Source organism: Duganella sp. P38, from assembly GCF_050859475.1.
Taxonomy (GTDB): domain Bacteria; phylum Pseudomonadota; class Gammaproteobacteria; order Burkholderiales; family Burkholderiaceae_D; genus Rugamonas.
The window spans coordinates 2,404,164-2,427,549 of record NZ_CP193936.1; the positions used below are offsets into that span (position 1 = coordinate 2,404,164).

The 23,386-nt window shown below is 61.7% G+C and carries 23 protein-coding genes and 2 pseudogenes; 8 read left to right on the plus strand and 17 right to left on the minus strand.

Annotated elements, in window-relative coordinates; all coding sequences use genetic code 11:
* Window positions 1–8: 8 nt before the first annotated feature.
* The gene (locus tag ACRQ5J_RS11120) at window positions 9–257 is read left to right on the plus strand and encodes a DUF3297 family protein (protein WP_432383315.1); all 249 of its coding nucleotides are present in this window, start codon (window positions 9–11) and stop codon (window positions 255–257) included.
* 141 nt (window positions 258–398) lie between these two features.
* On the opposite strand, the gene ACRQ5J_RS11125 is transcribed toward ACRQ5J_RS11120, so the two are convergent.
* The 7 genes from ACRQ5J_RS11125 to ACRQ5J_RS11155 form a co-directional block, all read right to left on the minus strand.
* Window positions 399–590, minus strand: a complete 192-nt coding sequence (locus tag ACRQ5J_RS11125) for a hypothetical protein (protein ID WP_432383316.1) — start codon at window positions 588–590, stop codon at window positions 399–401.
* A 122-nt stretch (window positions 591–712) separates the two neighbouring features.
* Entirely contained in the window at window positions 713–1,954 is a 1,242-nt protein-coding gene (locus ACRQ5J_RS11130; protein ID WP_432383317.1) for an MFS transporter, read from the minus strand.
* Window positions 1,951–2,289: a hypothetical protein gene (locus ACRQ5J_RS11135; protein WP_432383318.1), complete on the minus strand. Its 339-nt coding sequence runs from the start codon at window positions 2,287–2,289 to the stop codon at window positions 1,951–1,953. Before ACRQ5J_RS11135 ends, ACRQ5J_RS11130 begins: the two co-directional genes overlap by 4 nt.
* Before the next feature lie 14 nt (window positions 2,290–2,303).
* Window positions 2,304–2,864, minus strand: coding sequence for an RNA polymerase sigma factor (locus ACRQ5J_RS11140; protein WP_432383319.1), 561 nt, complete (start codon window positions 2,862–2,864; stop codon window positions 2,304–2,306).
* A 421-nt stretch (window positions 2,865–3,285) separates the two neighbouring features.
* Window positions 3,286–4,398, minus strand: coding sequence for a hypothetical protein (locus tag ACRQ5J_RS11145; RefSeq protein WP_432383320.1), 1,113 nt, complete (start codon window positions 4,396–4,398; stop codon window positions 3,286–3,288).
* A 538-nt stretch (window positions 4,399–4,936) separates the two neighbouring features.
* Window positions 4,937–5,491: a hypothetical protein gene (locus ACRQ5J_RS11150; RefSeq protein WP_432383321.1), complete on the minus strand. Its 555-nt coding sequence runs from the start codon at window positions 5,489–5,491 to the stop codon at window positions 4,937–4,939.
* Window positions 5,492–6,007: 516 nt separating this feature from the next.
* Window positions 6,008–7,144, minus strand: a complete 1,137-nt coding sequence (locus tag ACRQ5J_RS11155) for a PQQ-dependent sugar dehydrogenase (RefSeq protein ID WP_432383322.1) — start codon at window positions 7,142–7,144, stop codon at window positions 6,008–6,010.
* Between the two features lie 360 nt (window positions 7,145–7,504).
* On the opposite strand from ACRQ5J_RS11155, the gene ACRQ5J_RS11160 reads away from it, so the two are divergent.
* From ACRQ5J_RS11160 to ACRQ5J_RS11175, 4 genes are read left to right on the plus strand one after another with little or no spacing between them, the layout of a single operon-like run.
* Window positions 7,505–7,975 (plus strand): DUF1348 family protein, encoded by a 471-nt coding sequence (locus tag ACRQ5J_RS11160; RefSeq protein WP_432383323.1) that lies wholly within the window; start codon window positions 7,505–7,507, stop codon window positions 7,973–7,975.
* Between the two features lie 9 nt (window positions 7,976–7,984).
* On the plus strand, window positions 7,985–8,545 hold the full coding sequence (locus tag ACRQ5J_RS11165; protein WP_432383324.1) for a TetR/AcrR family transcriptional regulator: 561 nt from the start codon (window positions 7,985–7,987) through the stop codon (window positions 8,543–8,545).
* Window positions 8,546–8,564: 19 nt separating this feature from the next.
* Window positions 8,565–8,810, plus strand: coding sequence for a hypothetical protein (locus tag ACRQ5J_RS11170; protein WP_432383325.1), 246 nt, complete (start codon window positions 8,565–8,567; stop codon window positions 8,808–8,810).
* Window positions 8,749–9,708, plus strand: a complete 960-nt coding sequence (locus ACRQ5J_RS11175; RefSeq protein WP_432383326.1) for a DUF5694 domain-containing protein — start codon at window positions 8,749–8,751, stop codon at window positions 9,706–9,708. Before ACRQ5J_RS11170 ends, ACRQ5J_RS11175 begins: the two co-directional genes overlap by 62 nt.
* Here ACRQ5J_RS11175 and ACRQ5J_RS11180 read toward each other — a convergent pair.
* From ACRQ5J_RS11180 to ACRQ5J_RS11190, 3 genes and pseudogenes are all read right to left on the minus strand, one after another.
* Window positions 9,683–11,791 carry a phosphocholine-specific phospholipase C gene (locus ACRQ5J_RS11180; RefSeq protein ID WP_432383327.1) on the minus strand — a complete coding sequence of 703 codons (2,109 nt, stop codon included), beginning with the start codon at window positions 11,789–11,791 and terminating at the stop codon, window positions 9,683–9,685. The genes ACRQ5J_RS11175 and ACRQ5J_RS11180 overlap by 26 nt on opposite strands.
* A 113-nt stretch (window positions 11,792–11,904) precedes the next feature.
* Window positions 11,905–13,325: pseudogene (locus tag ACRQ5J_RS11185) on the minus strand (DEAD/DEAH box helicase).
* Between the two features lie 286 nt (window positions 13,326–13,611).
* Window positions 13,612–13,791, minus strand: a complete 180-nt coding sequence (locus ACRQ5J_RS11190) for a hypothetical protein (protein ID WP_432383328.1) — start codon at window positions 13,789–13,791, stop codon at window positions 13,612–13,614.
* Here ACRQ5J_RS11190 and ACRQ5J_RS11195 point away from each other — a divergent pair.
* Window positions 13,790–16,666 carry a VIT domain-containing protein gene (locus ACRQ5J_RS11195; protein ID WP_432383329.1) on the plus strand — a complete coding sequence of 959 codons (2,877 nt, stop codon included), beginning with the start codon at window positions 13,790–13,792 and terminating at the stop codon, window positions 16,664–16,666. The two genes, ACRQ5J_RS11190 and ACRQ5J_RS11195, sit on opposite strands and share 2 nt — an antisense overlap.
* Window position 16,667: 1 nt before the next feature.
* On the opposite strand, the gene ACRQ5J_RS11200 is transcribed toward ACRQ5J_RS11195, so the two are convergent.
* The 6 genes and pseudogenes from ACRQ5J_RS11200 to ACRQ5J_RS11225 all read right to left on the minus strand — a co-directional run bounded on the left by ACRQ5J_RS11200 (window position 16,668) and on the right by ACRQ5J_RS11225 (window position 21,735).
* The gene (locus tag ACRQ5J_RS11200; RefSeq protein ID WP_432383330.1) at window positions 16,668–17,729 is read right to left on the minus strand and encodes a hypothetical protein; all 1,062 of its coding nucleotides are present in this window, start codon (window positions 17,727–17,729) and stop codon (window positions 16,668–16,670) included.
* A gap of 43 nt (window positions 17,730–17,772) precedes the next feature.
* Window positions 17,773–17,991, minus strand: a complete 219-nt coding sequence (locus ACRQ5J_RS11205; protein WP_432383331.1) for a hypothetical protein — start codon at window positions 17,989–17,991, stop codon at window positions 17,773–17,775.
* The gene (locus tag ACRQ5J_RS11210; RefSeq protein ID WP_432383332.1) at window positions 17,988–18,542 is read right to left on the minus strand and encodes a sigma-70 family RNA polymerase sigma factor; all 555 of its coding nucleotides are present in this window, start codon (window positions 18,540–18,542) and stop codon (window positions 17,988–17,990) included. Before ACRQ5J_RS11210 ends, ACRQ5J_RS11205 begins: the two co-directional genes overlap by 4 nt.
* A gap of 57 nt (window positions 18,543–18,599) precedes the next feature.
* Window positions 18,600–19,280 (minus strand): hypothetical protein, encoded by a 681-nt coding sequence (locus tag ACRQ5J_RS11215; RefSeq protein ID WP_432383333.1) that lies wholly within the window; start codon window positions 19,278–19,280, stop codon window positions 18,600–18,602.
* A 93-nt stretch (window positions 19,281–19,373) separates the two neighbouring features.
* Window positions 19,374–20,164, minus strand: a pseudogene (gene fabI, locus ACRQ5J_RS11220) (enoyl-ACP reductase FabI).
* 188 nt (window positions 20,165–20,352) lie between these two features.
* Window positions 20,353–21,735: a transglycosylase SLT domain-containing protein gene (locus ACRQ5J_RS11225; protein WP_432383334.1), complete on the minus strand. Its 1,383-nt coding sequence runs from the start codon at window positions 21,733–21,735 to the stop codon at window positions 20,353–20,355.
* 227 nt (window positions 21,736–21,962) lie between these two features.
* Between ACRQ5J_RS11225 and ACRQ5J_RS11230 the strand changes: the two genes are divergently transcribed.
* Together ACRQ5J_RS11230 and ACRQ5J_RS11235 are read left to right on the plus strand one after the other, a co-directional pair.
* Window positions 21,963–22,520 carry a DUF1415 domain-containing protein gene (locus ACRQ5J_RS11230; RefSeq protein ID WP_432383335.1) on the plus strand — a complete coding sequence of 186 codons (558 nt, stop codon included), beginning with the start codon at window positions 21,963–21,965 and terminating at the stop codon, window positions 22,518–22,520.
* Window positions 22,517–22,705: a DUF1289 domain-containing protein gene (locus ACRQ5J_RS11235; protein WP_432383336.1), complete on the plus strand. Its 189-nt coding sequence runs from the start codon at window positions 22,517–22,519 to the stop codon at window positions 22,703–22,705. Before ACRQ5J_RS11230 ends, ACRQ5J_RS11235 begins: the two co-directional genes overlap by 4 nt.
* Before the next feature lie 82 nt (window positions 22,706–22,787).
* On the opposite strand, the gene ACRQ5J_RS11240 is transcribed toward ACRQ5J_RS11235, so the two are convergent.
* On the minus strand, window positions 22,788–23,297 hold the full coding sequence (locus tag ACRQ5J_RS11240; protein WP_432383337.1) for a DUF1993 domain-containing protein: 510 nt from the start codon (window positions 23,295–23,297) through the stop codon (window positions 22,788–22,790).
* Between the last annotated feature and the right edge of the window lie 89 nt (window positions 23,298–23,386).

The following is a 23,386-nucleotide window of genomic DNA, read 5'->3' on the forward strand; positions in this document are numbered from 1 at the left end:
ATGCCGGCATGAACGATACTACTCAACGCCCACCACTGCCGGATCATCTGTCGATCGACCCGCGCAGCAAATTCCACGTTGCCGCTGTGTTCGAACACGACATCGGCATCAATTTCAACGGCAAAGAACGCAACGATGTGGATGAATACTGCATCAGCGAAGGCTGGATCAAGGTTCCAGCCGGCAAATCACTGGATCGCTTCGGCAATCCGATGCTGATCAAGCTCAAAGGCAAGGTCGAACCGTTCTACCGCTAAAAAAACTGCCCCAGCAGTGTGATACCCCGACCCCCGTCATTCCCGCGAAGGCGGGAACCCATGCGGACTTCGCGCTGTAGCCTCCTCACCATGCATGGATCCGCGCCCAACAGAAAAAATCCTCCCATCGGGAGGATTTTTTTATTGCGCGGCCACGTTGCTGCGCAACTTGTCCAGCATCTGCAGCGTGGACGGGGAAAGGTTCATGATCCCGTGGTAGGCGCAGTATTCACAAAACGCCTCTTCCGGCGTCATGGCAGCGATACTGGCGTCGGAATGACCGCGCCGGCGCAGCGCGCGCAGACAGCCGGCATCCATATTTCTCGAGTTCATGCACTTCTCCTAAGATAGTTGGTTAGTAAGGTGTTTCCCACTGTTAATATTATAATTTGGAATAATGCCGCATGGCAATTAAATTCTTTTTCCTAACATTTGGAAACAATTTACTATGGCTATCAGGTAGCTGCCTGAGGGCGGGCCGTGGCCGGCAAATCGCGTTGCAGGCGCCACAGTAGCGCCGTCGCCACCAGCGAAGTGGCCACCACCACATACCCGACCGTATCGAAATGCTCCAACCGGCCATCGGCAGCCTGCGTCACGATATGCCCGGCAGCGACCGACGCCACGCCGCCGGCCAGTTGCTGGATCGACGCGCTGATGGCGTTGTAGGAACCGCGCTGGGTTGCCGCCGGCACCGTCGACGAAATCGCCTGGAAGGGAATCATGCGCGAGAAGATACCGACGAACATCACCGAATTGACGAGCACCAGCATCCACAGCGGGATATGGCCGAGGTGGGTATAGATCAGCACCATGACGATCGACAGCGCGGTGCCGAACAGGAACACGCGGAACTTGCCGACAGCGTCGGCCGCGCGCCCGATCAGCGGGCCGATGAAGATGGTGCACACGCCGGTAATCAGGTACACGGTCGGCAAATGGTGCAGGTCGATGCCCATGTTATTGACGATGTAGGCGCTGCTGAACGGCATCAGCATGAAACCGCCGGTGGTCAGCAGGGCGGTGATGGCAAAGGCCAGCAGATAGCGCTTTTCCGTCACGGTATGGAACAGGTGCATGAACGGGCTGTGCTCCTGCGGCTGGCCCAGGTGGTCATTGACCGGTTGCAGCTTCCACGCCACCAGCAGGCCGCCGATCAGGCCGAAGGCGGCCATCGCCAGGAAAGGCACGTGCCAGTTCCACTGGTTGGACAGGTAAATGCCGGCCGGGATGCCGAGCACCTGGCTGGCGGCGAACGCGGTCTGGATCAGCCCCATCACGCGGCCGCGCATGGCCGGGGCGAACAGGTCGGTGGAAATCGCCAGCACGATGGAACCGATCACGCCGCCGAACAGGCCGGTGAACACGCGCGCGGCCAGCAGCGACTCAAACGTCTGCGCCAGGCCGCACCAGACGGTGCCGAGAATAAAGCCGGTGTAGAAAAACAGCAGCAGTTTCTTGCGGTCATAGCGGTCGGCGAAGCCCGCCGTCAGCAAGCCGGACAGGCCGGCGCTGAAGGCGTAGGCCGACACCACCAGGCCGAACTGCGCCGGGCCGATCTTCAGGTCCGGCATGATCACCGCGCCCAGCGGCGACATGATCATGAAATCGAGGATAACGGCAAACTGCAGGAAGGCCAGCATGGCCACGACGGTTTTCTGATAGCCGCTGAACGGCGGCGCCGGGGATTTCTTCATTCGTTCTCTTTCTTTTCTGGGCGGCAGAAGGGGGCGCGGCGTTGTTGGAAGAACTGGGCGCGTTCCTCCGGCGTCATCGCCTGCCAGCGTTGCCAGTGTTCGCGCTTTTCATGCCAGTCGCGGTGATGGCCGCGGAAGCCGCCAAACAGGATGCGGCACAGTAGCAGCAATCCCAGCGCTTGCCAATAACTGACTGCATTGGCGCCAGGGAAGATCTGCGGGATCAGGCAATTCCACAGCCACATCACCACGGCGCCGAGCACGGCGGCGCCAGTCAGTATCCACAGGGCTTTGATCAGTTTGAATTTCTTGTAACTCATGTTTTCGGGACGCATAGCGGTATTTCCTTTCATTCTTCGTACAGGGCTTGCAGGCGCTGGCGCAAAAACAGCACGGCGTAGCGCTTGCGGGCCAATAAAGTATTGATCGAGACGCCGCTCTGCGCGGCCATCTCCTTGAAGCTGACGCCATCGAGCTCATGCGCGATGAACACCTCGCGCTGGTTGGCGGGCAGGTCTTCGAGCGCGCGCTGCAACTCTTCCAGCAGCATGGCGCGGGTGTAGGCCGCCTCGGGACCGGCGTCGGGCGAGGGCAGCATCAGGTCAAGGCGGCAATCGTCGCCCTCGTCGCCGCCGGTGTGCAGGTCGTCCAGCGCCACTTCCTTCTTCTTGCGGAAGCGGTCGATGATGCGGTTGCGGGCGACGCGGAACAGCCATGCGCTGGCCTGCTCGATCGGCTCGGGCAGATGGCAGGCCTGGGTGAACTCGTAGAACACGTCTTGCAGGATATCGTCGGCGTCGGTCTGGTCGGCCACGCGGCGGCGAATGAAATGCCAGAGGCGCGAGCGCTCCTTCAGCACCGTTGCAGTGATGGCCTGATCTTGCTCAGTTGTTGTTATCGGTGCGGTCATGGACTGGAAGACGTTCCAGAATCCTCAATATTGTAATGCCTGGCGCGATAACACAAGGGGAGGGGCGTCATGCACTGAGACACAAGCGTCCGCCTTGAACGCAGGGATTTATTGCGAGAGCACTCAAATGGCGGCACGGAAAGCTTGGTCGAGCACCTGCCTCCTTTTTGAACGGTGTTTTAGCCAAGCTTGGCGATCAAACTGGATTCGCAAAAGTGAAGTCAACGGGACTCTGACGCGGGTTGAAGAACAAGACCTGGCGCCCGACGCCTGCATGAGCAATTATGGCAGCCCGGCGTGCGGATCATCGCATAGACCTGTTAGCGATGACTGAGCTCGCATCCGATATAAGACGGCGACTGGCGGCAATCGCCCCAAAGCCGCCGGTCTTTCAATTAAGTTATGTGAAGGTCAAAGCGAATTAAAATGAGTTAGGAGGTTTAGGCTTTTGATTTATTTTTCTATCCAAATATGCCTTAGTCTCCTTTATCCACGTATCAGGGCTTAAACTAACAATCAATGAGCTCAGTGCCAGTACGATTGTGAGATAAGTCAAAAATTCCATTCGTTTCTGAGCCTTGACGCTTTCCTGAGTGCTCATAATACTTGCAAGTTGCTCAAAATGCTCGCGGACACTCAATTCCTCATTTGCAGTTTTCTGGCTCAAAAATTTCACGTGATTCCGCAAAACCTCTGACAATTGTGCGGGTTCCTCCTGCGGCCATGGTGGTGCGTTGAAAAAAATATAAGAATTCCAAATATTCTTTCGCTTGGAAAAATCCCGAAGGTCAGTTAATATTATAGGAATGCCGACGGAAAATTCGAAATAGTCTTTTATTCTTTCTATCGATTTAGTAATGCTACGATAGCTGGTTTTTCTGATGTTTAATTTTTGCCTATTTTCTTTAATTTTATTCCGAATTTCATGTAATACATATAGCATTGCGTTTTGACATAGAAAATCGCTCAAATTTTCATGCGCGAATTTTACAACGGTTCCTGAGTTTATTCCCCCGTATATGGAAAATTCCTCTGCTGGCAACGTTGAAATTTGAATCGAAAATATAGTGTGAAACGGCATGTCATCGACCGGTTCGGTCGAGAGAATTCTGAAGCCTGGGTATTTAAGACTAGCCCACACATCGCCGAAACCATAGGGCGTTAGCAACCTGCACCACGCTTTCTCTGGGGTTCCATGTCCTTTTTGCGTAAGAACTATATCGTTATGGCAGCTTAGCAGTTCGGCAGTGGGCAATCTAAGACCGCCGCTTGTTGATATGAAAAATCCTCGAAGATGACGTCGGAACCATGTTGAAATAATCTGTTTGGAGTCTGCGCGTATCTTATCGACTGCTTCCCGCTTTAGGAGCTCAACCCCTAAAGTCGTATATGTGAATTTTCCGAAAATGGGTCTATGTACGTAATTTCTGTCGGCATTCAATGCAACCTCATACGCAGACGAAAACTCCGTACTCAAACGGAATCCGACTAAGACGCCTGTAATTTCTGGAGTAATCTGAACTATTTCGACCAACAGATAATCTACGTTCTTGGGAACGGGGCCGATATAACCGTCAAGATGATTGGAGAGGTTTGATTTTCGAACTAGCCCTAAAGGGAAATTTCCAGTATAGCCGTAAGTTCGCCATTCCCTTAAGGTTTCAACAGCACCTTTTCCCAGCCTGTGAATCGGAGGAGTATCCCAGCCCAGACCTTTAAGTTGTAAAAAAGTGAGTCAATTTCACTTGGACCAAATATCTCTATACCCCAAACGCAATCATTCCTGAGAAATTCGCTCGGTGGAACCCGCGTTTCTAAATTCTTCTCAATATCGCGTTGTCTTAAATATTCACGGTCAGCCCGGCGCGGCCCAGTAATTAAATTAGGAAAAGTAGCATGAAGTCGCCAGTATACTAGTCTCAGTTTCTCTCGAGCCCATGAAGTCAAAGGCCCTTCCTCAGCCAACACTTCAGACTGTGAATCTTGTGGGGTAATATCCATCTGATTTATTTGAATTTAGAAAACAATCAGCTTAAGCTCATTCAATGCCAGGTACTGGCCGAAAACCGTCTCTATTCTATGTGGCACTTACCATACGAAAGAAGATTTCCCCTTTCCTCGTGGTAGTTGGAAAGTCGAAAATGCACGTCACGAATCTTCCCTAAAAGTTTTTCTAAAGCTTCTGCTGGGAGCTGAACGTATTCCTGCTTTAAAATTTTATCCGACATTTTTATGCGAGCGAAAGTGAAGCCTTCTTCATCCGTATTTTGCCAATCCGCATGCACAACAATATTTCGTAATCTGCCCACTTCCAGCAGCGATTCGACCAACCCTCGATATGCAGGGGGCTCAGTACTACAAGAGTGAAATGCATCAGAAAGCCGCTTGAGAAGGTCTACTTTCCCCGAATAATGCATGCCCTGTAGGATTATCAATCCTGGCTCGTCACTACGGTCAGATATTATTTCGCAAATTACCGAGTCAACACTTTTCTCCAAAGTATTGAAATACATCACAACTAGTCCAACCAACGGCAATGATTCATCAAGGTATTGCTCAGCAGCTTCCTCGTCCTCGATATCGTGACCGAGATGCTGAATAAATTCTTTAACTTTTCGCGTCAACATTCAATCACTCTCCAATTTTCAAGGGGTTGACTCCGGCTGCTACTGGCCGGTTCGAGGCAAAAACTCACCCTCGCCACCGTTTAAAATAGCGTGCGCTCAGCCACAATACCATCGGAAAGCTCAGTAACCAAAATATCAGTGCAAGGTGAACGCGAGAGTTTGGCGCGACAGCCGACCATACTGAGCACGTAATGACGCCCCAAACACCTATCTCCGTTAACAGTACTGGTAACCACAGCGCTCGATTCCCCTTGCCTGCGATAGCGAACGAGACCCCAACAATGAACAATGCTGCAAGCGCTACACACGTAGTGGCCAAGACGTAAATGAACATGTTTTCTGATTCGGAGAGGGGTAAATGCGACCGTCTGCTTTTGGCCGATGACTGCCTCAGGCCTTACTGAGGCGGTACTCCCAGTTGCCTCAGTCTGAAGCCGTCAAAAAGTAGGCTCAAGGAGACCGGAGCCCGACCGATCGGGCGAGCTCGGGCGCAAATGTCATTCCGTTCCCGCTGGTCTACCTCTTCGGCGTGAGCATGAGCAGCCTGCCGCGGGGGCCGTCTTCTAGCACCCATAGCGCGCCATCCGGACCGGTGCGCACGGCGCGGATTCGTTCGCCCATGTCCCAATGGTCCGCCTTGGTCGCATTCTCGCCGTCGAGGGAGATGCGGTCCAGCGACTTGCCCGAAAGACCCGTGATGAAAAGGGAGTTTTTCCATTTCGGGAATAGTTCCGCATCGTAGTAGGCGAGGCCGCCTGGCGAAATGGCCGGATTCCACGATACTTTCGGGGCCTCGAAACCGTCGCCACGCGTGTGGTCGGGGATGTCCCGGCCGTCGTAGTGGTTGCCATTCGAGGCCCTCGGCCAGCCATAGTTAAGGCCTGGCTTGATCAGGTTGATCTCGTCGCCATGGCGCGGTCCCATTTCCATTTCCCACAAGCGCCCCTGCTTGTCGAATGCGATGCCCAGCAGGTTGCGGTGGCCATACGACCAGACTGCTGCATGGAAGCCCCGGGCCGCGAGCGGATTGGCGGCGGCCGGCGTGCCGTCGAGGTTGAGTCGCAGCACTTTGCCGAGCGTCGATTTGGGGTCTTGCGCCGGATCGAGGAGCTGGCGGTCGCCACTGGTGAAGAAGAGATACTTGCCATCCGGTGAGAAGGCGATGCGGCCCGAGTAGTGCCCACCCGTCGAGGCATCCTGGCCACGGAAAATGGCCTTTGTACCCTTGAGCGCGGCGCTGGCCTGATCCAGTGTCGCGGTGGCGAGCACAACCCGGCTACTGGCGCCGGAACCCGTCTCGGAGTAGCTAAAGTAGAGGAGTTTGCTGGCCGCGAAATCGGGAGCCGGCACGATGTCCATGAGCGCGCCCTGGTCCTTGCTGCTGACGGCGGGTGTCCCCGACACGGTCCGCTTGCTGCCGGTGGCCGGGTCAAACAAAATCAACTCCCCCTCTTTTTGGGTGACCAGCAGGTTGCCGTTGGGGAGGAATGCCATGGACCATGGGCTCTTGAAGGTGCCGACCGCTTTGACCTCGAAAGGCAGGTCAGCGCTCGCGGATGCATTGGGCCGCGCGTTTGCCGCTGCGGGGACAACGGCAGATGCGAGGAGGGTGAGCGAGAAAGTGGTGGTGAGGCCGAGCATGCTCAAGTTCATGTTTTCCAGATCTCCATTCGCGGATTGATGCCGTGTTGTTGGGGTGTGCTCTGTTGCTACGCGCCGCGAGATATGCGCGGCGGTGTTGATTTATTGGCGTTGTTAAGTGTAGAGCAAAACTGGCTTTTGGGGGACAGGTTCGGTTGAGCCGAAGTTGTTGGTTTGGCAGAGGTGGTAATCCAGTAGGTGGAGGTGCCGCTGGGGTATGGATTCCCGCCTTCGCGGGAATGACGGCCGGTTTATGAGGTCCGGGGTGACGCTTGCCGGGAAAAAATGCTTGCAAACGTTAGTTGATCGGTCTATAGTGTTTGTACTGATCGGTACATTGTGTTCCGATTGGTACATTTAAGGAGAAATACCATGTCTGTCCGCCCACCACTGCCACCGTTCACCCGTGAAACCGCTATTGAAAAAGTTCGCCTTGCCGAAAACGGCTGGAATACCCGCGATGCAGAAAAAGTTGCCCTCGCTTATACCGAAGACAGCTGGTGGCGCAATCGCGCCGAGTTCGCGCAGGGCCGCGAAGCCATTGTCGCGCTGCTGAAACGCAAGTGGACCCGCGAGCTGGATTACCGCCTGGTCAAAGAGCTGTGGGCCTTCGACGGCGCCCGCATCGCGGTGCGCTTCGCTTACGAGTACCGTGACGATTCCGGCCAGTGGTATCGCGCCTATGGCAATGAAAACTGGGAGTTCGATGAGAACGGCTTGATGCATCACCGTCACGCTTGCATCAACGAACATCCGATCAAGCCTGAGGAACGCAAGCTCCTGTGGGACAATAGCGGCCCACGCCCAGCCGATCATCCGGGGCTGAGCAGTCTCGGTTTCTAAGGAAAATGAATGGCTAGAGTAATTGCGGAACGGGAAGATGTGATCCCGATGCTGGCGGAAGTGTTCCGCACCTATGGCTTCGAGGGGGCGAGCCTGGCTCGTATCAGCGAAGGCACCAAGCTGGGCAAGGGTAGCATCTATCACTTCTTCCCAGGCGGCAAAGAGGAAATGGCGGAAGCCGTGCTGGCTCAGGTCGATGAGTGGTTCAAGCACCATGTTTTTGAACCGCTGATAGAACGTGCGGATGCCGTGGACGGTATCAGGGCCATGTTCGACGATGTGGGCCGCTACTTCCTCTCAGGTCGCCGGGTTTGCCTGGTGGGTGTCTTCGCGCTTGGCAATGAGCGCGATCGCTTCGCAAGCCGGGTCCGTGATTACTTCGCAGCCTGGATCGATGCGCTTGCAGCCGCGCTTGAACGTGCTGGGCGCAAGCCGGAAGAAGCCCAGGCGCTTGCCAAGGAAGTTGTAGGCGGCATCCAGGGCGCCCTGGTGTTGGCCCGGGCTTTAGACCAGACGGACGTTTTCACGGATACCTTGCGCAGCCTTCAAGATCGCCTGCTGACCGATTAAGTCAGCGGCAGCGCGTTCCATGCTGCAAAAATGGCATTCTGTCTCAAACTGCAAGGACGAGGCCGGGTTCTTTCCTACACTTGCTCATCTTTTTATGATGGGAGGTGGCATGGGTAAGCGCAGCAACTGGATGTGGATCGCGTTGGCGGCGTTGCCGCTGGTGGCGCAGGCGCAGGGGACATTTGGCGACGCTGGACCGGGATATGGTCGGGCCGCGCTCGCAGGTGCTGGTGCTGGGCACCACGCATTTGAGCAATATGCCTAAGAGTTTCGATCCCGCCGCGCTCAATGGCGTGCTGGATAAGCTGGCCGCGTTCAAGCCGGACATCATCACCGTTGAGGATGAGCCGGGCGAGGATTGCGATCTCGCCGCGCGCCAGCCCGCCAAGTACGGCGAGAAGTATTGCCCCTCCACCGACGAGGCGAAGGCCGCGACCGGCCTTGACCTGACCGCCGCCATTACCGAAGTCGACAGGACGCTCAAGACCTGGCCGGCGCAGCCGGCGCCAGCCCAGCGCCGCCGCCTGGCCGCCGTGTTCCTGGCCGCGAGCGAGCCGGCTTCCGCGTATGTGCAGTGGCTGCAATTGCCGCCGGCCGAGCGGCGCGCCGGCGATACGCTGGACGCGGCGCTGGTCGCCAGGTTGCAGCGCATTGCGACCGCCAATAACGAGAGTTACCAGTTGGCCGCCGTGCTCGCCGCCAGGCTGGGCTTGCAGCGCGTCCACCCGGTCGACAACCATACCGGCGACCGGATGGACGTAGCGGACATCAAGGCCTTTGTGCGCGCCATTGAAGGCGCATGGGCGGCCGGTGGCGCGGAGTTGAAAGCGCAGCAAAAGGAACAGGATGCGCTGAAGCAGGCCGGCGACCTGCTGCCGCTCTATCGGCGCATCAACGACCCGGCCGCCTTGAAAGTGGACGCGGACGCCAATGTGCTGGCCGCCATGCGTGGCACATCGCCGCAGAACTATCCGCAGATGTGGGTGGCCGGCTGGGAGATCCGCAATCTGCGCATGGTGGCCAACATCCGCGAGACTTTCCGGGAACGTCCCGGCGCGCGCGTGTTGAGCATCGTCGGCTCGGCGCACAAGCCGTGGTTCGATGCCTGGCTCGGCCAGTTGCAGGGCGTGGATATCGTCAACGTGGCCGAGGTGCTCCGATAACCGGATCGGTACGGCTGGCGCGGCCGGTTTCGACGTGGCCGGCCACGCGCCGCAGCCATTGCGGATCGGCGTCGCTGGCGATGCTGTAATCGTACCAGCCGTAGCTGCGGGCCAGATCGCAGGCTATGGCGGCGACGTGGCCGGCGGCTACCGTGTGACTGGCAACAGCGGCGCCGTAAGCGTTGTCGGTGACGGTGAAGCGGCACGGCGCGCGGCCGTCGCGGTTGGATAGCAGCAGCACCAGATTGCCCTGGTCGTAGCGCGTCTCCAGCGCTGGCGCGGCGCCGGCCAGGCGGCCGGCGAACTGGCGCAGGAAGCCATTGGGGCCGTGCACGGTCAGGTCATAGGTTTCGCCGGGCCAGCGCCAAGCCTCGTGGTCGATGCGCCGGCCGGCTTCGACTGTGTAGTACCACGGGCCGTCGGTACGCTGGCTGGAGTAGACGATGAAGGCGGCCCCGGCCCGGCCGCTATTGTCGAAGCTTAGCGCGAAGCGCTGCGCATCGACCGCATGGCCGGTGACGGACAGTTCGTATGGCAGCGCGCAGGCGACGCGCGGGCCGCTGGCCGGCTGGGCTTCCTGGCGCGGCAAGCTCTGGGTCGCCGGCGGTTGCGGATATGGTTTGCCGGAGATGCGTTCATAGGCGGCGGCCGGCGGTACGGTGGCTGGCCAGCCGGCGTTCGGCGCGCTGAAGTCGAAGGCGGAGGTGAGGTCGCCGCAAACGGCGCGGCGCCACGGCGAGATCAGGCCGCAGGTGACGGCCGCGCGCGGCTTGCCAAGTCCCTGCACCAGCCACTCTTCCAGAAAGCGCAGTTGCGAGGTGTGGTCGAACAGCTGCGAGCAGACTTTGCCGCCCCGGCTCCATGGCGAGATGACCAGCATCGGTACGCGCGGACCGAGGCCCACCGGCTCACCCTGATAGCTCTCGTGCGTGCCGATGTCGGCCAGCGTGGTCCTGCCCATTGATGGATCGAGCGGCGCGAGGTCGGACGGCACGTGGTCGAAGAAGCCGTCGTTTTCATCGTACATCAGCAGGAAGACGGTTTTTGACCATACCTCCGGATTGGCGACCAGCGCGGCCAGCAGGCGCGCGGTGAGCTGCTCGCCGGCGTTGGGCGAGTTGGGCGAATGTTCGGTGTAATCGTTGGGCGCGCAGATCCACGACACTTGCGGCAGACGGTTGTGGCGCACGTCTTCGGCGAAGTCGGCCACCAGCCAATCGGCCGTGCCGCCGCGCGCGTTGCCGGCGTGCGAGCCAGGCGCCAGCGTGCGACCCTTGCGGTAAAGCGGCGCCTCCGGCGACAGCCGCGTGCCGTCGGCGTTGACGCGGTAGTTGCGGAAGTAGGCCAGGTAGTTGTCGCCGTAGTTGTCCCATTCCTGATATACCTTCCAGCTGACCTGGTTGGCTTCCAGCACCTCGGCATAGGTGCGCCAGTTGGGCGCCGTCGCGGTGACGTCGGGCGCGATATTGTCCAGCGCCGGATCGCCGTTGTAGAAGCCGCCGGCGTCGATGTTGTACAGCTTGCCCATGGTGCCGATCCAGCCCTGGTTGCTGCCGGTCAGCGCGTACAGCCGGTTCGGATCGGTTGCGCCGAACACCGAGCAGTGGTAGGCGTCGCAGATGGTGAAGGCGTCCGCCAGCGCATAGTAAAAGGGCAGGTCGCCACGGTCGAAATAGCCCATCGATTGCGCGGTCTTTTTCGGCACCCAGGCATCCCACGCCTGCCAGGTGGCCTGTGCGCCTTTCCACGTGTGGTCGGTGCCGAGCGAGAGCGCGCTGGTGTTTTTGGCGTCGAAGTGGAACGGCAGCACATGGCCGCCGGCGCCGTCGGGCTGGTGCCAGACCGGCAATCCGGTCGGCAGGCGGATCGCGCGCGGATCGTCGAAGCCGCGCACGCCGGACAGCGTGCCGAAATAGTGGTCGAAGGCGCGGTTTTCCTGCATGAAGATGACCACGTGCCCGACATCGGCCAGCGTGCCGGTGCGGTGGTTGGCCGGCACCGCCAGCGCGTCGCGGATCAGGTTGGGAAACAGGGCGGCGGCTCCGCCCGCATAGCGGAGAAATTGGCGGCGGTCGATCGGCATCGGCAGGGCTTTGGAAATCAGAAGCTGCCCATGGTAGCCGCGCAATATGACAGCAGAATGTAAAACGGCCACCAGATCGCTCTGGTGGCCGTTTTATTCAGACCGCAACCGGATTAACGGTCGCCGTAGCTGCGACGCGGGCGGTCGCTGTTGTACGGGCTGTTGGCCTTGAAGCCTGGACCCTTGTAGCCTTCGCTCGAACCGGTGACGCCGTCACGGCGCGGCGCGCTGCCTGGCTTGCTGAACGAACGCTGGCCTGGCTTTTGGCCGCCGCGGTTGTCGCCCGGCTTCCAGCCGCCCGGACGCGACGAACGTGGTGCGCCGCCGGTTTTCTTCGGCTCGTAGCCCTCGACCACGTTCACCGGAATCAGTTGCTTGGTGAAGCGTTCGATGCGTTTGACGTTCATGCCTTCGGCGTGGTTCACCAGCGAGATCGCCTGGCCGTTGCGGCCGGCGCGGCCGGTGCGGCCGATGCGGTGCACGTAGTCTTCCGGGAACTTCGGCAGGTCGTAGTTGAACACGTGGGTGATGGTCGGCACGTCGATGCCGCGGGCGGCAACGTCGGTGGCGATCAGGATCTTGACCTGGCCGCGGCGCAGGCTTTCCAGCGTGCGGTTGCGGGCGCCCTGGTGCATGTCGCCGTGCAGCGCGGCGGCCGAGAAGCCGGCGATGTTCAGGCGGTCGGCGATGGTGTCGGCGTCGCGCTTGGTGGCGGTGAACACCACGGCCTGATCCAGCGACTCGTCGCGCAGCAGGTGGTCCAGCAGGCGGTTCTTGTGCGACAGGTCGTCGACGAAGTGCACGCGCTGGGTGATGTTTTCGTGCTTGTTGGCGGCCGACATGATCTGGATGATCTGCGGGTCCTTGGTGATGCGGCGCGCCATGTTGCCGACGACGCCGTCCAGCGTGGCCGAGAACAGCATGGTCTGACGGCCTTCCGGCGTGGCGGCGACGATTTTTTCGATGTCGTCGATGAAGCCCATGTCCAGCATGCGGTCGGCTTCGTCCAGCACCAGGATTTCCAGCTGCGAGAAGTCGATCTTGCCCGATTCCATGTGGTCGATCAGGCGGCCCGGGGTGGCGACCAGGATCTCAGGATTCTTGGCCAGCAGCTGCATCTGTTTCGGGTAGGGCATGCCGCCCAGGATCGACACGGCCTTGATGCGGCGCAGGTTGACGCTGTATTTGTCGGTGTTGGTGGTGACTTGCAGGGCCAGTTCGCGGGTAGGGGTCAGCACCAGCATTTTTGGCTGGGCTGGCTTGAAACGTGGACGGTCGCCGCGCGCGCGGCGGCTTGCATTTCCTGGTTGGCGGTTTTGCCGCCGGCGCTTGGTTCGAGCGCGGCCAGACGGTGCAGCGACGGCAGCATGAAGGCTGCAGTCTTGCCGGAACCGGTCTGGGAGGATACCAACAAGTCCTTGCCTGCGATCGCTGCAGGCACGGCCTGCTGCTGAACTGGCGTCGGCGCGGTGTAGCCGGCGTCGGTCAGGGCTTTGATGATGGACGTGTTGAGACCTAGTGCTTCAAATGTCATGCTTTTCTTTCGTAAAAATCAGGCGCTCACGCTTTACCAAGCGGAACGCGAAATAGCAACGCCTACCAAAACGAAATGACTCAATCAAAATCGATAGAAATTTCGGCACAAAAGCTTTGCGCCGGGACGGTGTCAAATAACGACACCAGAGGCGGGAGGGCTTTATAAGGGCATCAGAAGGATGCGCTGAGGCTGCGTAGCTGCTTAAGTTACAACTGGCTGAACAATCGGTATCGCTTTGCTATCGACACGCGCATTGCAGGCTAGGTCGCTATTATGCCTCAGTTTAACGTTCTTGTACAGGCGACCGCTGGTGCGGCACGTCGGTCATGGCAATTTGTATCAATTTGTAATTCAGCAACCCCGTTAACGGCGCACGCGCGATCCATCCTGTAATGCCGGGCTGATCCGGTGCAAAGGGGAGCTTTATGTGGAAAAAATTTTTAGCCGTCGCGGTGGTTTGCATGGCTGCGTCGGGCATGGTGCGGGCGCAGGCGCTGCTGCCGCGGACGCCGCTGCTGCGGGTGCAGGGCGCCGAGCAGCCGGTGCGGCTGCAAAGCCTGAAAGTGGAGGCCGCGCTCGGCGGCAGCATGGCGCGGACGACGCTGCGCATGGTGTTTTTCAATCCAAACGGGCGCGCGCTGGAGGGCAGCTTGCAGTTTCCGCTGCTACCCGGCCAGCAGGTGAGCGCGTTTTCGCTCGACCTGGAAGGCAAGATGCGCGCGGCTGTGCCGATCGAGAAGGCGCGCGGCCGGCAGATCCTGGAAGCGGTCGAGCGCGGCAGCATCGATCCGGCCTTGCTGGAGCAAACGCAGGGCAATAATTTTCAGCTAAGGGTGTATCCGATTCCGGCGCAAGGCACGCGCACGGTGGAGTTGTCGTATACCGAGACGCTGCAGCGCGAGGGCGAGAACTGGGCGTACCGGCTGCCGCTGGCGTATGGCGAGCTGGCAGCGGGCGTGGACCTGCGTATCAGCGTGGCCGGCGATGCCGCGCCGCAGGCCAGCGGCGCGATTGGCGATATCGTCTTCACGCGTGGAGGCGATGGTTATCAGGCGCAGCTGAAGCGCGCCACGTATGCGGCCAGCGGCGTGCTCAAGCTGTTGGTGCCGTCGCAGGCGGCGCCGCAAACCTTCGTGCAGCAGTTTGGCGGCGAGACGTATTTTCTGGCGGAGATGCCGTCTGCCGCGCAGCGCGTCCCGCGCGCCTTGCCCAAGGTGGTGGGGCTGCTGTGGGACAGCTCGGGCTCCGGCGCGCAGCGGCAGCGGCAGGCGGAGCTGGGCGAGCTGGATCGCTATTTCAAGGCGCTGGGCAATGCCGAGGTGCGGCTGACGCGCTTGCGCGACCGCGCCGAGCCGATGCAGCGCTTCCGCATCGTCAACGGCGACTGGCAGGCCTTGCGCAAGGCGTTGCAGGAAACCGTGTATGACGGCGCCAGCGCGCTGTCCGAGTGGCAGCCGCAGGCGGATGTGAACGAGTATTTACTGGTGAGCGATGGCTTGCAGAATTACGGCGGCAAGCCGTTTCCGCAGCTGTCTTCACGCCAGCGCTTGTATGCGCTGAATTCCGCCGTGTCCGCCGATACCGGGCGTTTGTCGGCGCTGGCCGAGCGCAATGGCGGCAAGCTGGTGACGGTGCGGGCGGACCGTCCCGGCCTGGCCGCCGAGGCATTGCTGACCGACGGCGCGCAGGCCCGCCTGCTGGGCGCCGAGGGCGCGAGCGATGTGCTGATCGCGGATGACGATGCGGCGGACGGCATGCTGCGCGTGGCCGGCAAGCTGACGGCGCTGTCGGCGCAACTGCGGCTGGAGGTGGTGAAGCAGGGCAAGGCGGCGCCGCTGGTGCTCGACGTGTCGGCCAACGCATCGTCCCACCCGCTGGCGGCGCGTACCTGGGCCAGCTACAAGCTGCACCAGCTGGAAGCCGATTACGAGTTGCAGCGTGGCGCGATACGCCGGCTGGGAACGCAGTTCGGCATGCCGACGCGGGAGACGTCGCTGCTGGTGCTGGAGCGGCTGGAGGATTATGTGCGTTACGACGTGCGGCCACCGGCCGAGTTGCAGGCGGCTGTCGATGCGCTGAAGCGTTTGCGTGGCGGCGAGCTGGCGCAGCGGCGCGGCAAACAGCTGGAGCATGTGGTGCGGCAGTTCGAGCAGAAACTGGCGTGGTGGAACAGCAAGTATCCCAAGCAGCCCGGCGACCCCCTGTTGCCCGAAGATCAGTGGCAGCGGGTGAAGGTGCTGGGCAGCATGGTCAGCGTCAGCGAGGCCGTGCCCGACGGCACGGTGTTCAGGCGCGCGGCTCCTCCGGCGCCGCCGCCGGCGCCGGCGCCGGCGCCGGCCAGCATCGCGCCGCTGGCGTTCGCGGCAGACGCGGGACGGGTGGCGCGTCCCGCGTTGGCCGGCGGGGCGGAGGAGCGCGGGCAGGCGGCCACGATTGGCGTCAGCCTCAAGCGCTGGGATGCCAACGCCCGCTACATTACGCGCATGAAGGCTGCCAGTGCCGAGCAGCTATATGCGATTTATCTGGACGAGCGGCCGTCTTACCTGAACAGCAGCGCGTTCTTTATCGATGTGGCTGACTTGCTGTTTGAGCGTGGCAAGCGCGATCTGGCCTTGCGTGTGTTGTCCAACCTGGCTGAGATGGATCTGGAGAATCGGCAGGTATTGCGGACCCTGGGTTTTCGGCTGTTGCAGGCCGGGCAGCCAGAACTGGCGGTGCCGGTGTTCGAAAAGGTGCGCGATCTGGCCGAGGACGAGCCGCAGTCGTTCCGCGATCTTGGGCTGGCCTACGCGGCGGCCGGCCGCGCCCAGCAGGCGATCGAGCAGTTGTACGAGGTGGCGATACGGCCGTGGGATCGGCGCTTTGCCGAGATCGAGCTGATTGCGCTGGCCGATATGAATGCGATTATCGCGGCTTCGCCGGGCAGGCTCGATACCAGCCGCATGGATGCGCGCCTGCTGAAGAACATGCCGCTGGATTTGCGCGTTGTGCTGACTTGGGATGCCGATAACACCGATATGGATTTGTGGGTGACCGATCCCAACGGAGAGCGCTGTTATTTCGGCCATCGGTTTACGCGTCAGGGTGGGCGGATGTCGGTGGACTTTACCGGCGGCTATGGGCCGGAGGAGTTTTCCTTGCGGCGTGCGGTGCCCGGCAAGTATAAAGTGGAGGCGAATTTCTTCGGCAGCGCGCAGCAGATTGTGGCCGGGGCGACGACTTTGCAGCTGAAGCTGACCAGTGGCTTTGGCGGCGCCGCTGCGCGCGATCAGCTGGTGACGTTGCGCTTGCAGGGGCGGGGCGAGGCTGTGTTGGTGGGGGAGTTTGAAGTGAAGTAGTTTAGTCGATGGCGGCGATTTGCCTGGCCAGTTGTTCCGGGATCGGGTAGTTGGGGTAGGCCTGGCGGAATTTGCGCCACTCGTCGAGGGCGTCTTTGCGCAGGCCGGCTTTCATCATTTCGTCGATGGCGTGCAGCCAGTCGGCGGCGCGGGCGTCGGGTGGCGTCACTGGCGCGGCCTTGCGGGCGGCGCCGGTGACGGTGATGGTGGTCGGCGCCAACGCTGCCGCCGCAGCGGATGCCGGGGCCGGAGCTCGCAGTAACGGCGGCGCGGAGCGCGCGGCGAACGACAGCAGGCCCGGCGCTGCCGGCGGGGCAATCTCGGCCAGGTCGATCACCACGGTGGACGATGGCGGCTGCGCGGCGGCCGGCGCGGCGGCCAGTGCCGTCGTCTCGACCGCTAGCGGCGCTGGTGGGGGCGGTGGCGGTGGCGGCGCGGGAGGCGCGGGCAGGACAGGCGTTGACTGCACGTCCAGCGCTGCCAAGTCTGCCAGGCCAGCCGGTTCGTCGTGTTTTGACGCTGGCAGGGTGGACGAGGCGCTGGCTGGTGCGCGCGGCGCGCGGGAAGACGCTGCCGCGATCCCGGCTTGTCCGGCAATGACGGCCTCCGCCGGAGCAGCCGGCGCTGCCGACATGACCGGTGCCGGCGAGGCTGCTTGCTTCGGCGTGACGGCCCCCGCGGGCGAGCCAGCTTGTGTGGGCGAAGCACCCGGCGCTGCGGACGTGACCGGTGCCGGCGCGGCGGCTTGCTTCGGTGGGACGGCCCGCGCGGGCAAGCCGCCTTGTGTGGGCGAAGCCCCCAGCGCTGGCGACGTGACCGGTGCCGGCGCGGCGGCTTGCTTCGGTGGGACGGCCCGCGCGGGGGAGCCGGCTTGCGTGGGCGAAGCGGCCGGGGCGGACGAGGTAGCCGGGCCGGGCGAAGCAGCAGGGCCGGACGAGGTGGCCGGTGCTGGCGCTGTTTGCTCGGCCGAGGCGGCGGCAGTTGGCGCGGGATAATCGTTGCGCTGCCATTCGAGCGTCAGCAGCAGGGCGCCGATGCAGCTGGCGGCGAGCGCTGCGGGCACGCGCCAGCGCGCCATGTTGGCCGCCGGACGCTGCGTGATTCCGCTAATGTGCGCGGCCGGCGCAGCGAAGCCCTGGCTGCCCGCCGGCGGGCCGCGCCGCCTCTAACGCCAGCTGCGCCGCTATCGAGGCCATGATGGCGTCGTCAACGCCTTTCGTCGACTCCGGCTGCGACAATGCCGCCAGCTGGCGCGACAACGCGTCCTGGCCCGCCATGAAGGCGTCCAGTTCGTCATCCTGCCCGTTGTGCTCGCTGCGTGTCATGCCTGTTCCTCCTGCGCCGCCATGCCGCTCGACATCTGCTCGCGTAATTTTCGCATGGCGTAGCGCAGCCTGCTCTTGACGGTTTCAATCGGCGCCTCGGTCAGCACCGCGATCTCTTCCAGCGACAAGCCGCTGAACTGTTGCAACACCAGCGCCTCCCGCTGCTCGCCGGGCAGCGCGCGGATGGCCCGGTGCAGCGCCGTGTTCATCTGCTGCGACTCCAGCCGCGCATCGGCCGCCGGGCTTTCCGGCTCCGGCGCCAGCTCGTCCGACAGCGGCGGCGCCCTGCGCTGCAAATCGACCAGCCGGTTGCGCGCAATCTGATACAGGAAGGTGCGGAAACTGGCCGTCGGCGCATACCGCTCCCGCGCCTGATGCAAGGCGATCCACGCCTCCTGCGCCACCTCGTCCACCCAGTCGCGCCGTGGCGAACGCCACGCAACAAAGCGATACAGCCCGCGATGATGGCGCTGGTACAGCTCGCGGAACGCGGCCAGGTCGCCGGCGGCGTAGCGCAGCATCAGGGATTCATCGGACGGCTCGGTTGACATGCCGGCAAGTGTAGCGGCATCGTCCGTCCCGAGCAATGGGCCCGATGGCGGCCGCCCTCAGGCGCAGGGCGGCTGGTCCTTGCCGCCGCACAGCGTGGCGGCCTTCAATGCATCCTGAAAATAGGCGTCGGCAGCCGGCGCGAGACGCCACGGCAGGTAGCTGGCCCGCTCGGCCGGCGTGCGCGGACGCCAGCCGTAGTGCAGCCGGAACATGTAATCCTTGCCTTCGACAAAGGCGATATACGCGCCTTCGCCAAAGGGCGCGGCGGGGCCGTACTGGTCGCAGAAGCCGCCGCCGAGCGCGAGCCGGATGCCGTTGTAGGTCAGCGCCTGCGTCCGCATCGCCTCATGGCGGCCGCCGCAGTGGCGGGCGGCGGTGCTGATGTGCTGCGCCAGCGCCATGTCGCTGATGTTGACCCTGGCCTCCGCCAGCCGGGCCAGCACGTCCGCCGGCGGATAGGCGGCGCGGCTGATCTGCAAGTAGCCGCCGCGCCAGCTGTTGATGTCCTCGTCCTCGGGAATGTACTCGGCCACGTAGTCGGCGTCGGCGGCGCCCTCCATCCAGGCCAGCTTCCAGAACTTCGGAATCGGCAGCGCCAGCTGCTCGCCGTTGACGGTGAATGGCGCGCCGGCTTCGGCGGCAGGTGTGGGCGCCGGCGCATCTTGCGCGGCGGCGCCGCAAGCGGCCACGCCGAGGGCCGCGCTCAGGGCGATGGCCAGGTGAGTTGGTGCTTTCATGCCGGTATCCTACACTAATCCGGTTTGCCGACGCCGCAGCAAAAAAACGCCCCGCGAGGCGGGGCGTTGATGGCGGCGTCAAGGCGCTGCGGCTTACTGGTAGTCTTCCGCGTTCAGGCCCATGACGTGCGAGAAGCCGCCGTCCACATAGGTGATTTCACCGGTGATGCCCGACGCCAGGTCCGACAGCAGGAAGGCGGCGGTGTTGCCGACTTCCTCGATGGTGACGTTGCGGCGCAGCGGCGCGTGCGACGAGGCAAAGCCCAGCAGCTTGCCGAAGTCCTTGATGCCGGACGCGGCCAGGGTCTTGATCGGGCCGGCCGAAATGCCGTTCGAGCGGATGCCCAGCTTGCCCAGGTTTTCCGCCAGGTAGCGCACCGACGCTTCCAGCGAGGCTTTCGCCAGGCCCATGGTGTTGTAGTAAGGGATGGCGCGGATCGCGCCCAGGTAGGACAGCGTCAGCACCGACGAGCCGTTTTTCAGCAGCGGCAGCGCGGCCTTGGCCATGGCCGGGAAGCTGTAGGCCGAGATGTCGTGGGCGATGCGGAAGTTTTCGCGGGTCAGGCCGTCCAGGAACTCGCCGGCGATGGCTTCGCGCGGCGCGAAGCCGATCGCGTGCACCAGGCCGTCCAGTTGCGACCAGCTTTTGCCCAGGTCGGCGAACAGCGCTTCGATCTGCTCGTCGCTGGAGACGTCGCAGTCATACACCAGCTTGCTGTCGAATTCGGCGGCGAATTCGGTGATGCGGTCTTTGAAACGTTCGCCCACGTAGGTGAACGCCAGTTCGGCGCCTTCGCGATGGCAAGCCTTGGCGATACCGTAAGCGATGGAACGGTTCGACAGCAGACCGGTGATGAGGATTTTTTGCCTTGCAAGAACGCCATAGGAACTCCGATTGCAACTGCGTGCCCAGGCTAGCCCGGCGAGCTGGCTGGCGACGTCAGTGTTGGTTATGTTTTTTTAGTGTGCGAGACTTGCCCGACACGCAAGACCAAGATTGTAGGACGTGTAAGCCGCATCCGCAACTGCTGAATCACGGCCACAGGCCCGCCGTGGCGGGCCTGGACGGGTTTTAGTTGGCTTTGCGGTGTTTCTTGTTCTTGGCCGCGTCGCGCGGCACGCGCGCCTTGACCAGCGACACCGGCGCCGACTTGTTCGATTTGCTGGCCTTGGCCAGCTTGTAGCCGGACTTGCCGGTGGTGGCGCGCTCGTTGTCGTAGCTGACGGTGGCGTTGTCGGCCACGTCGGCGCCGATATTGGTGCCGGCTGAGGCGGACAGCTTCGGCACCAGGATGGTCGAGCCGGCCTTGAGCACGGAGTTTTGCGGAATGTTGTTGGCCTGGCGGATCACGTCCGGCGAGGTGTGGAAGCGCGACGCCAGCGAACGGATCGATTCGCGCGCGCTGGTGATCTTGTGCGTGGTCCACGACGACAGTTCCTTGGTCCACTGGGCCAGGTTGACGTGGTATTTCTCGGCGTTTTCCTTCGGCAGCAGGATCTTGGTGTCCTCGCCGCCGACGATCACCGGGCGCTTGAATTGCGGGTTGAGCGCCTTGAACTCGTCCACCGACAGCTCGGCCAGGTGGGCGGCGACGGTCAGGTCGATATCGCTGGTCTTGTCGACCGCGGTGAAATACGGCGTGTTGTCGATCAGCGGCAGGTTCAGGCCGAACTGCTGCGGATTGGCCACGATATTCTTGACCGCCTGCAGCTTGGGCACATAGTTGCGCGTCTCGGCCGGCATCAGGTCGGCCAGGCTTTCGAAGTCGGTCGGCTTGCCGGCCGCCTGGTTGCGCTTGATGGCCTTCTGCACCGAGCCTTCGCCCCAGTTGTAGGCGGCCAGCGCCAGTTGCCAGTCGCCGAACATATCGTACAGGCGCTGCAGATAGGTCAGGGCGGCGTCGGTCGAGGCCAGGATGCCGCGGCGCTCGTCCTTGAAGGCGTCCTGCTTGAGGTTGAAGTCGCGGCCGGTGCCGGGCACGAACTGCCACATGCCGGCCGCATTGGCGCTCGACAGCGCGTTCGGGTTGAACGCCGATTCGATGAACGGCAGCAGCGCCAGCTCGGTCGGCATGCCGCGCTTTTCCAGCTCGGAGACGACGTGGAACAGGTATAGCGAGGCGCGCGCGGTGGTGCGGGCGATGTAGTCGGGACGGGTGGCGTACCAGTTGACGTGCTTGGCGACCAGGTCGTTATTCACATCGGGAATGGCGTAGCCGCTGCGGATGCGGCCCCAGACGTCTTTTTCGCGGAACGCGTCTTCCTCGGCCAGCTTGGCCGGCTTGTTGATTTTCAGGGTGGAAGCGAGATCGGGCAGGTGCGGTTTGGGCAGCGGGGACAGCGCGGTGGAGATGGTTGGCTGGTCCAGGTCTAGCTCGTTGGCCTGGACCAGTGCCGGCGCGAACAGCGCGACCAGGGCGGCCAGGACAGCGGTGGTGGAATTGCGTGCTTGCATAGTTTTCCGTGAGTTGGCGAATTGAAACGTCGCGTGGACTATGAATAAACGTGGAGTGTACGAAGGTCATCCGGACGAGTCAAGAAATATGTCGGCCATATTACAAATTCTTATAAGCAATAATTCCCGGCAAATAAGCGCGAGATGCGCGCAGATTGACGCAAGTAGGCGCGGCGGCCAAGAGTGCGTACAATTCCGTTTTTGAAGAAGTTTTGAGGAATCGCAATATGAGTAGTCCCGCCATCGACCGCGACGTGGTCATCGCCGACACCGTGCATTGGCTGGAAAAAGCCGTCATCGGCCTGAATTTGTGCCCGTTCGCCAAGTCCGTGCACGTGAAAAAGCAGGTGCGCTATGTGGTCAGCGAGGCGCAAACGCCGGAAGAGCTGCTGGAAAAGTTGATGGAAGAGCTACAGCATCTGGCCGACGCCGATCCGGAGCGGATCGACACCACGCTGCTGATCCACCCCAACGTGCTGGCCGATTTCTTCGATTACAACGAATTCCTGGACGTGGCCGACGCCGCGCTGGAAGACCTGGGCCTGGACGGTTTCCTGCAAGTGGCCAGCTTCCACCCGCAATACCAGTTTGCCGGGACGGATCAAAACGACATCAGCAACTACACCAACCGCTCGCCGTACCCGACCCTGCACCTGCTGCGCGAGGACAGCATCGACCGCGCGGTCGAGGCCTTCCCGGAGGCGTCGGATATTTTTGACAAGAATATCGAGACGCTGGAAAAGCTCGGCCATGATGGTTGGGACAAGTTGATGGAGAAGCCATGAGCGATTTGCCGGTCCGCCCGGACACGCCGTGCGTGGCGGTGTGTTCGACCACCTTCGACGAGGTGTGCCGCGGCTGCGGCCGCACGGTGGTCGAGGTGGCGCACTGGGTTTCCATGAGCGCCGAGCAAAAAGAGCTGGTCTGGCAGCGCATCCTGGCGCAGGGCTACCCGCGCCGCAACACCTAGCCGCCGTCGTTCCCGCGCAGGCGGGAATCCATGCTGAGCAAGCGTTCCATAGGTTCCCGCCTGCGCGGGAACGACGACGCGATCAGTAGCTGCCGATAAAGTCTTTCTTACCGATCTCCAGGCCGTTGTGGCGCAGGATGTCGTAAGCGGTGGTGGCGTGGAAGTAGAAGTGCGGCAGCGCATAGTGGAACAGATAGGTCTGGCCGACAAAGTGCTTGGTCTTCTCGCCGCTGCCGGTGGTGATGGCGCGGCCTTCGCTGCCCTCGATCGACGCCTGCGGCACGCTGTCGATATACGCCAGCGTCTTGACGATGCGCGCCTTCAGATCGGCGAACGATGCTTCCTTGTCCTCATACGACGGCACTTCCAGGCCGCCCAGGCGCGCGGCCGCGCCCTTGGCGAAGTCGCAGGCGATCTGGATCTGGCGCGTGAACGGCAGCATGTCCGGGAACAGGCGATAGTTCAGCAGCGCGGCCGGATCGATCTTCTTGTCGGCGGCGTGGGCCTCGGCCTTGTCCAGAATGGCATGCAGGCTGTTCAGAATCTGCTTAAACACAGGAATGGAGGCGGAGTACATCGAGAAAGTGGTCATGGCGAATTCCTATGTGTGGGAAAAGAGCCGCGATCATAGCGTGGCTGCGGGATTTTTGCTCGGTCAGTAACTTTTTGCCGATGTTTTAC

Excerpts from the sequence above, each read along its gene's own strand:
- ACRQ5J_RS11120 (WP_432383315.1), top strand. The coding sequence starts at position 9 with ATGAACGATACTACTCAACGCCCACCACTGCCGGATCATCTGTCGATC.
- ACRQ5J_RS11125 (WP_432383316.1), bottom strand. The coding sequence starts at position 590 with ATGAACTCGAGAAATATGGATGCCGGCTGTCTGCGCGCGCTGCGCCGG.
- ACRQ5J_RS11130 (WP_432383317.1), bottom strand. The coding sequence starts at position 1,954 with ATGAAGAAATCCCCGGCGCCGCCGTTCAGCGGCTATCAGAAAACCGTC.
- ACRQ5J_RS11135 (WP_432383318.1), bottom strand. The coding sequence starts at position 2,289 with ATGCGTCCCGAAAACATGAGTTACAAGAAATTCAAACTGATCAAAGCC.
- ACRQ5J_RS11140 (WP_432383319.1), bottom strand. The coding sequence starts at position 2,864 with ATGACCGCACCGATAACAACAACTGAGCAAGATCAGGCCATCACTGCA.
- ACRQ5J_RS11150 (WP_432383321.1), bottom strand. The coding sequence starts at position 5,491 with ATGTTGACGCGAAAAGTTAAAGAATTTATTCAGCATCTCGGTCACGAT.
- ACRQ5J_RS11155 (WP_432383322.1), bottom strand. The coding sequence starts at position 7,144 with ATGAACTTGAGCATGCTCGGCCTCACCACCACTTTCTCGCTCACCCTC.
- ACRQ5J_RS11160 (WP_432383323.1), top strand. The coding sequence starts at position 7,505 with ATGTCTGTCCGCCCACCACTGCCACCGTTCACCCGTGAAACCGCTATT.
- ACRQ5J_RS11165 (WP_432383324.1), top strand. The coding sequence starts at position 7,985 with ATGGCTAGAGTAATTGCGGAACGGGAAGATGTGATCCCGATGCTGGCG.
- ACRQ5J_RS11170 (WP_432383325.1), top strand. The coding sequence starts at position 8,565 with ATGCTGCAAAAATGGCATTCTGTCTCAAACTGCAAGGACGAGGCCGGG.
- ACRQ5J_RS11175 (WP_432383326.1), top strand. The coding sequence starts at position 8,749 with ATGGTCGGGCCGCGCTCGCAGGTGCTGGTGCTGGGCACCACGCATTTG.
- ACRQ5J_RS11180 (WP_432383327.1), bottom strand. The coding sequence starts at position 11,791 with ATGCCGATCGACCGCCGCCAATTTCTCCGCTATGCGGGCGGAGCCGCC.
- ACRQ5J_RS11195 (WP_432383329.1), top strand. The coding sequence starts at position 13,790 with ATGGCTGCGTCGGGCATGGTGCGGGCGCAGGCGCTGCTGCCGCGGACG.
- ACRQ5J_RS11190 (WP_432383328.1), bottom strand. The coding sequence starts at position 13,791 with ATGCAAACCACCGCGACGGCTAAAAATTTTTTCCACATAAAGCTCCCC.
- ACRQ5J_RS11205 (WP_432383331.1), bottom strand. The coding sequence starts at position 17,991 with ATGACACGCAGCGAGCACAACGGGCAGGATGACGAACTGGACGCCTTC.
- ACRQ5J_RS11210 (WP_432383332.1), bottom strand. The coding sequence starts at position 18,542 with ATGTCAACCGAGCCGTCCGATGAATCCCTGATGCTGCGCTACGCCGCC.
- ACRQ5J_RS11215 (WP_432383333.1), bottom strand. The coding sequence starts at position 19,280 with ATGAAAGCACCAACTCACCTGGCCATCGCCCTGAGCGCGGCCCTCGGC.
- ACRQ5J_RS11225 (WP_432383334.1), bottom strand. The coding sequence starts at position 21,735 with ATGCAAGCACGCAATTCCACCACCGCTGTCCTGGCCGCCCTGGTCGCG.
- ACRQ5J_RS11230 (WP_432383335.1), top strand. The coding sequence starts at position 21,963 with ATGAGTAGTCCCGCCATCGACCGCGACGTGGTCATCGCCGACACCGTG.
- ACRQ5J_RS11235 (WP_432383336.1), top strand. The coding sequence starts at position 22,517 with ATGAGCGATTTGCCGGTCCGCCCGGACACGCCGTGCGTGGCGGTGTGT.
- ACRQ5J_RS11240 (WP_432383337.1), bottom strand. The coding sequence starts at position 23,297 with ATGACCACTTTCTCGATGTACTCCGCCTCCATTCCTGTGTTTAAGCAG.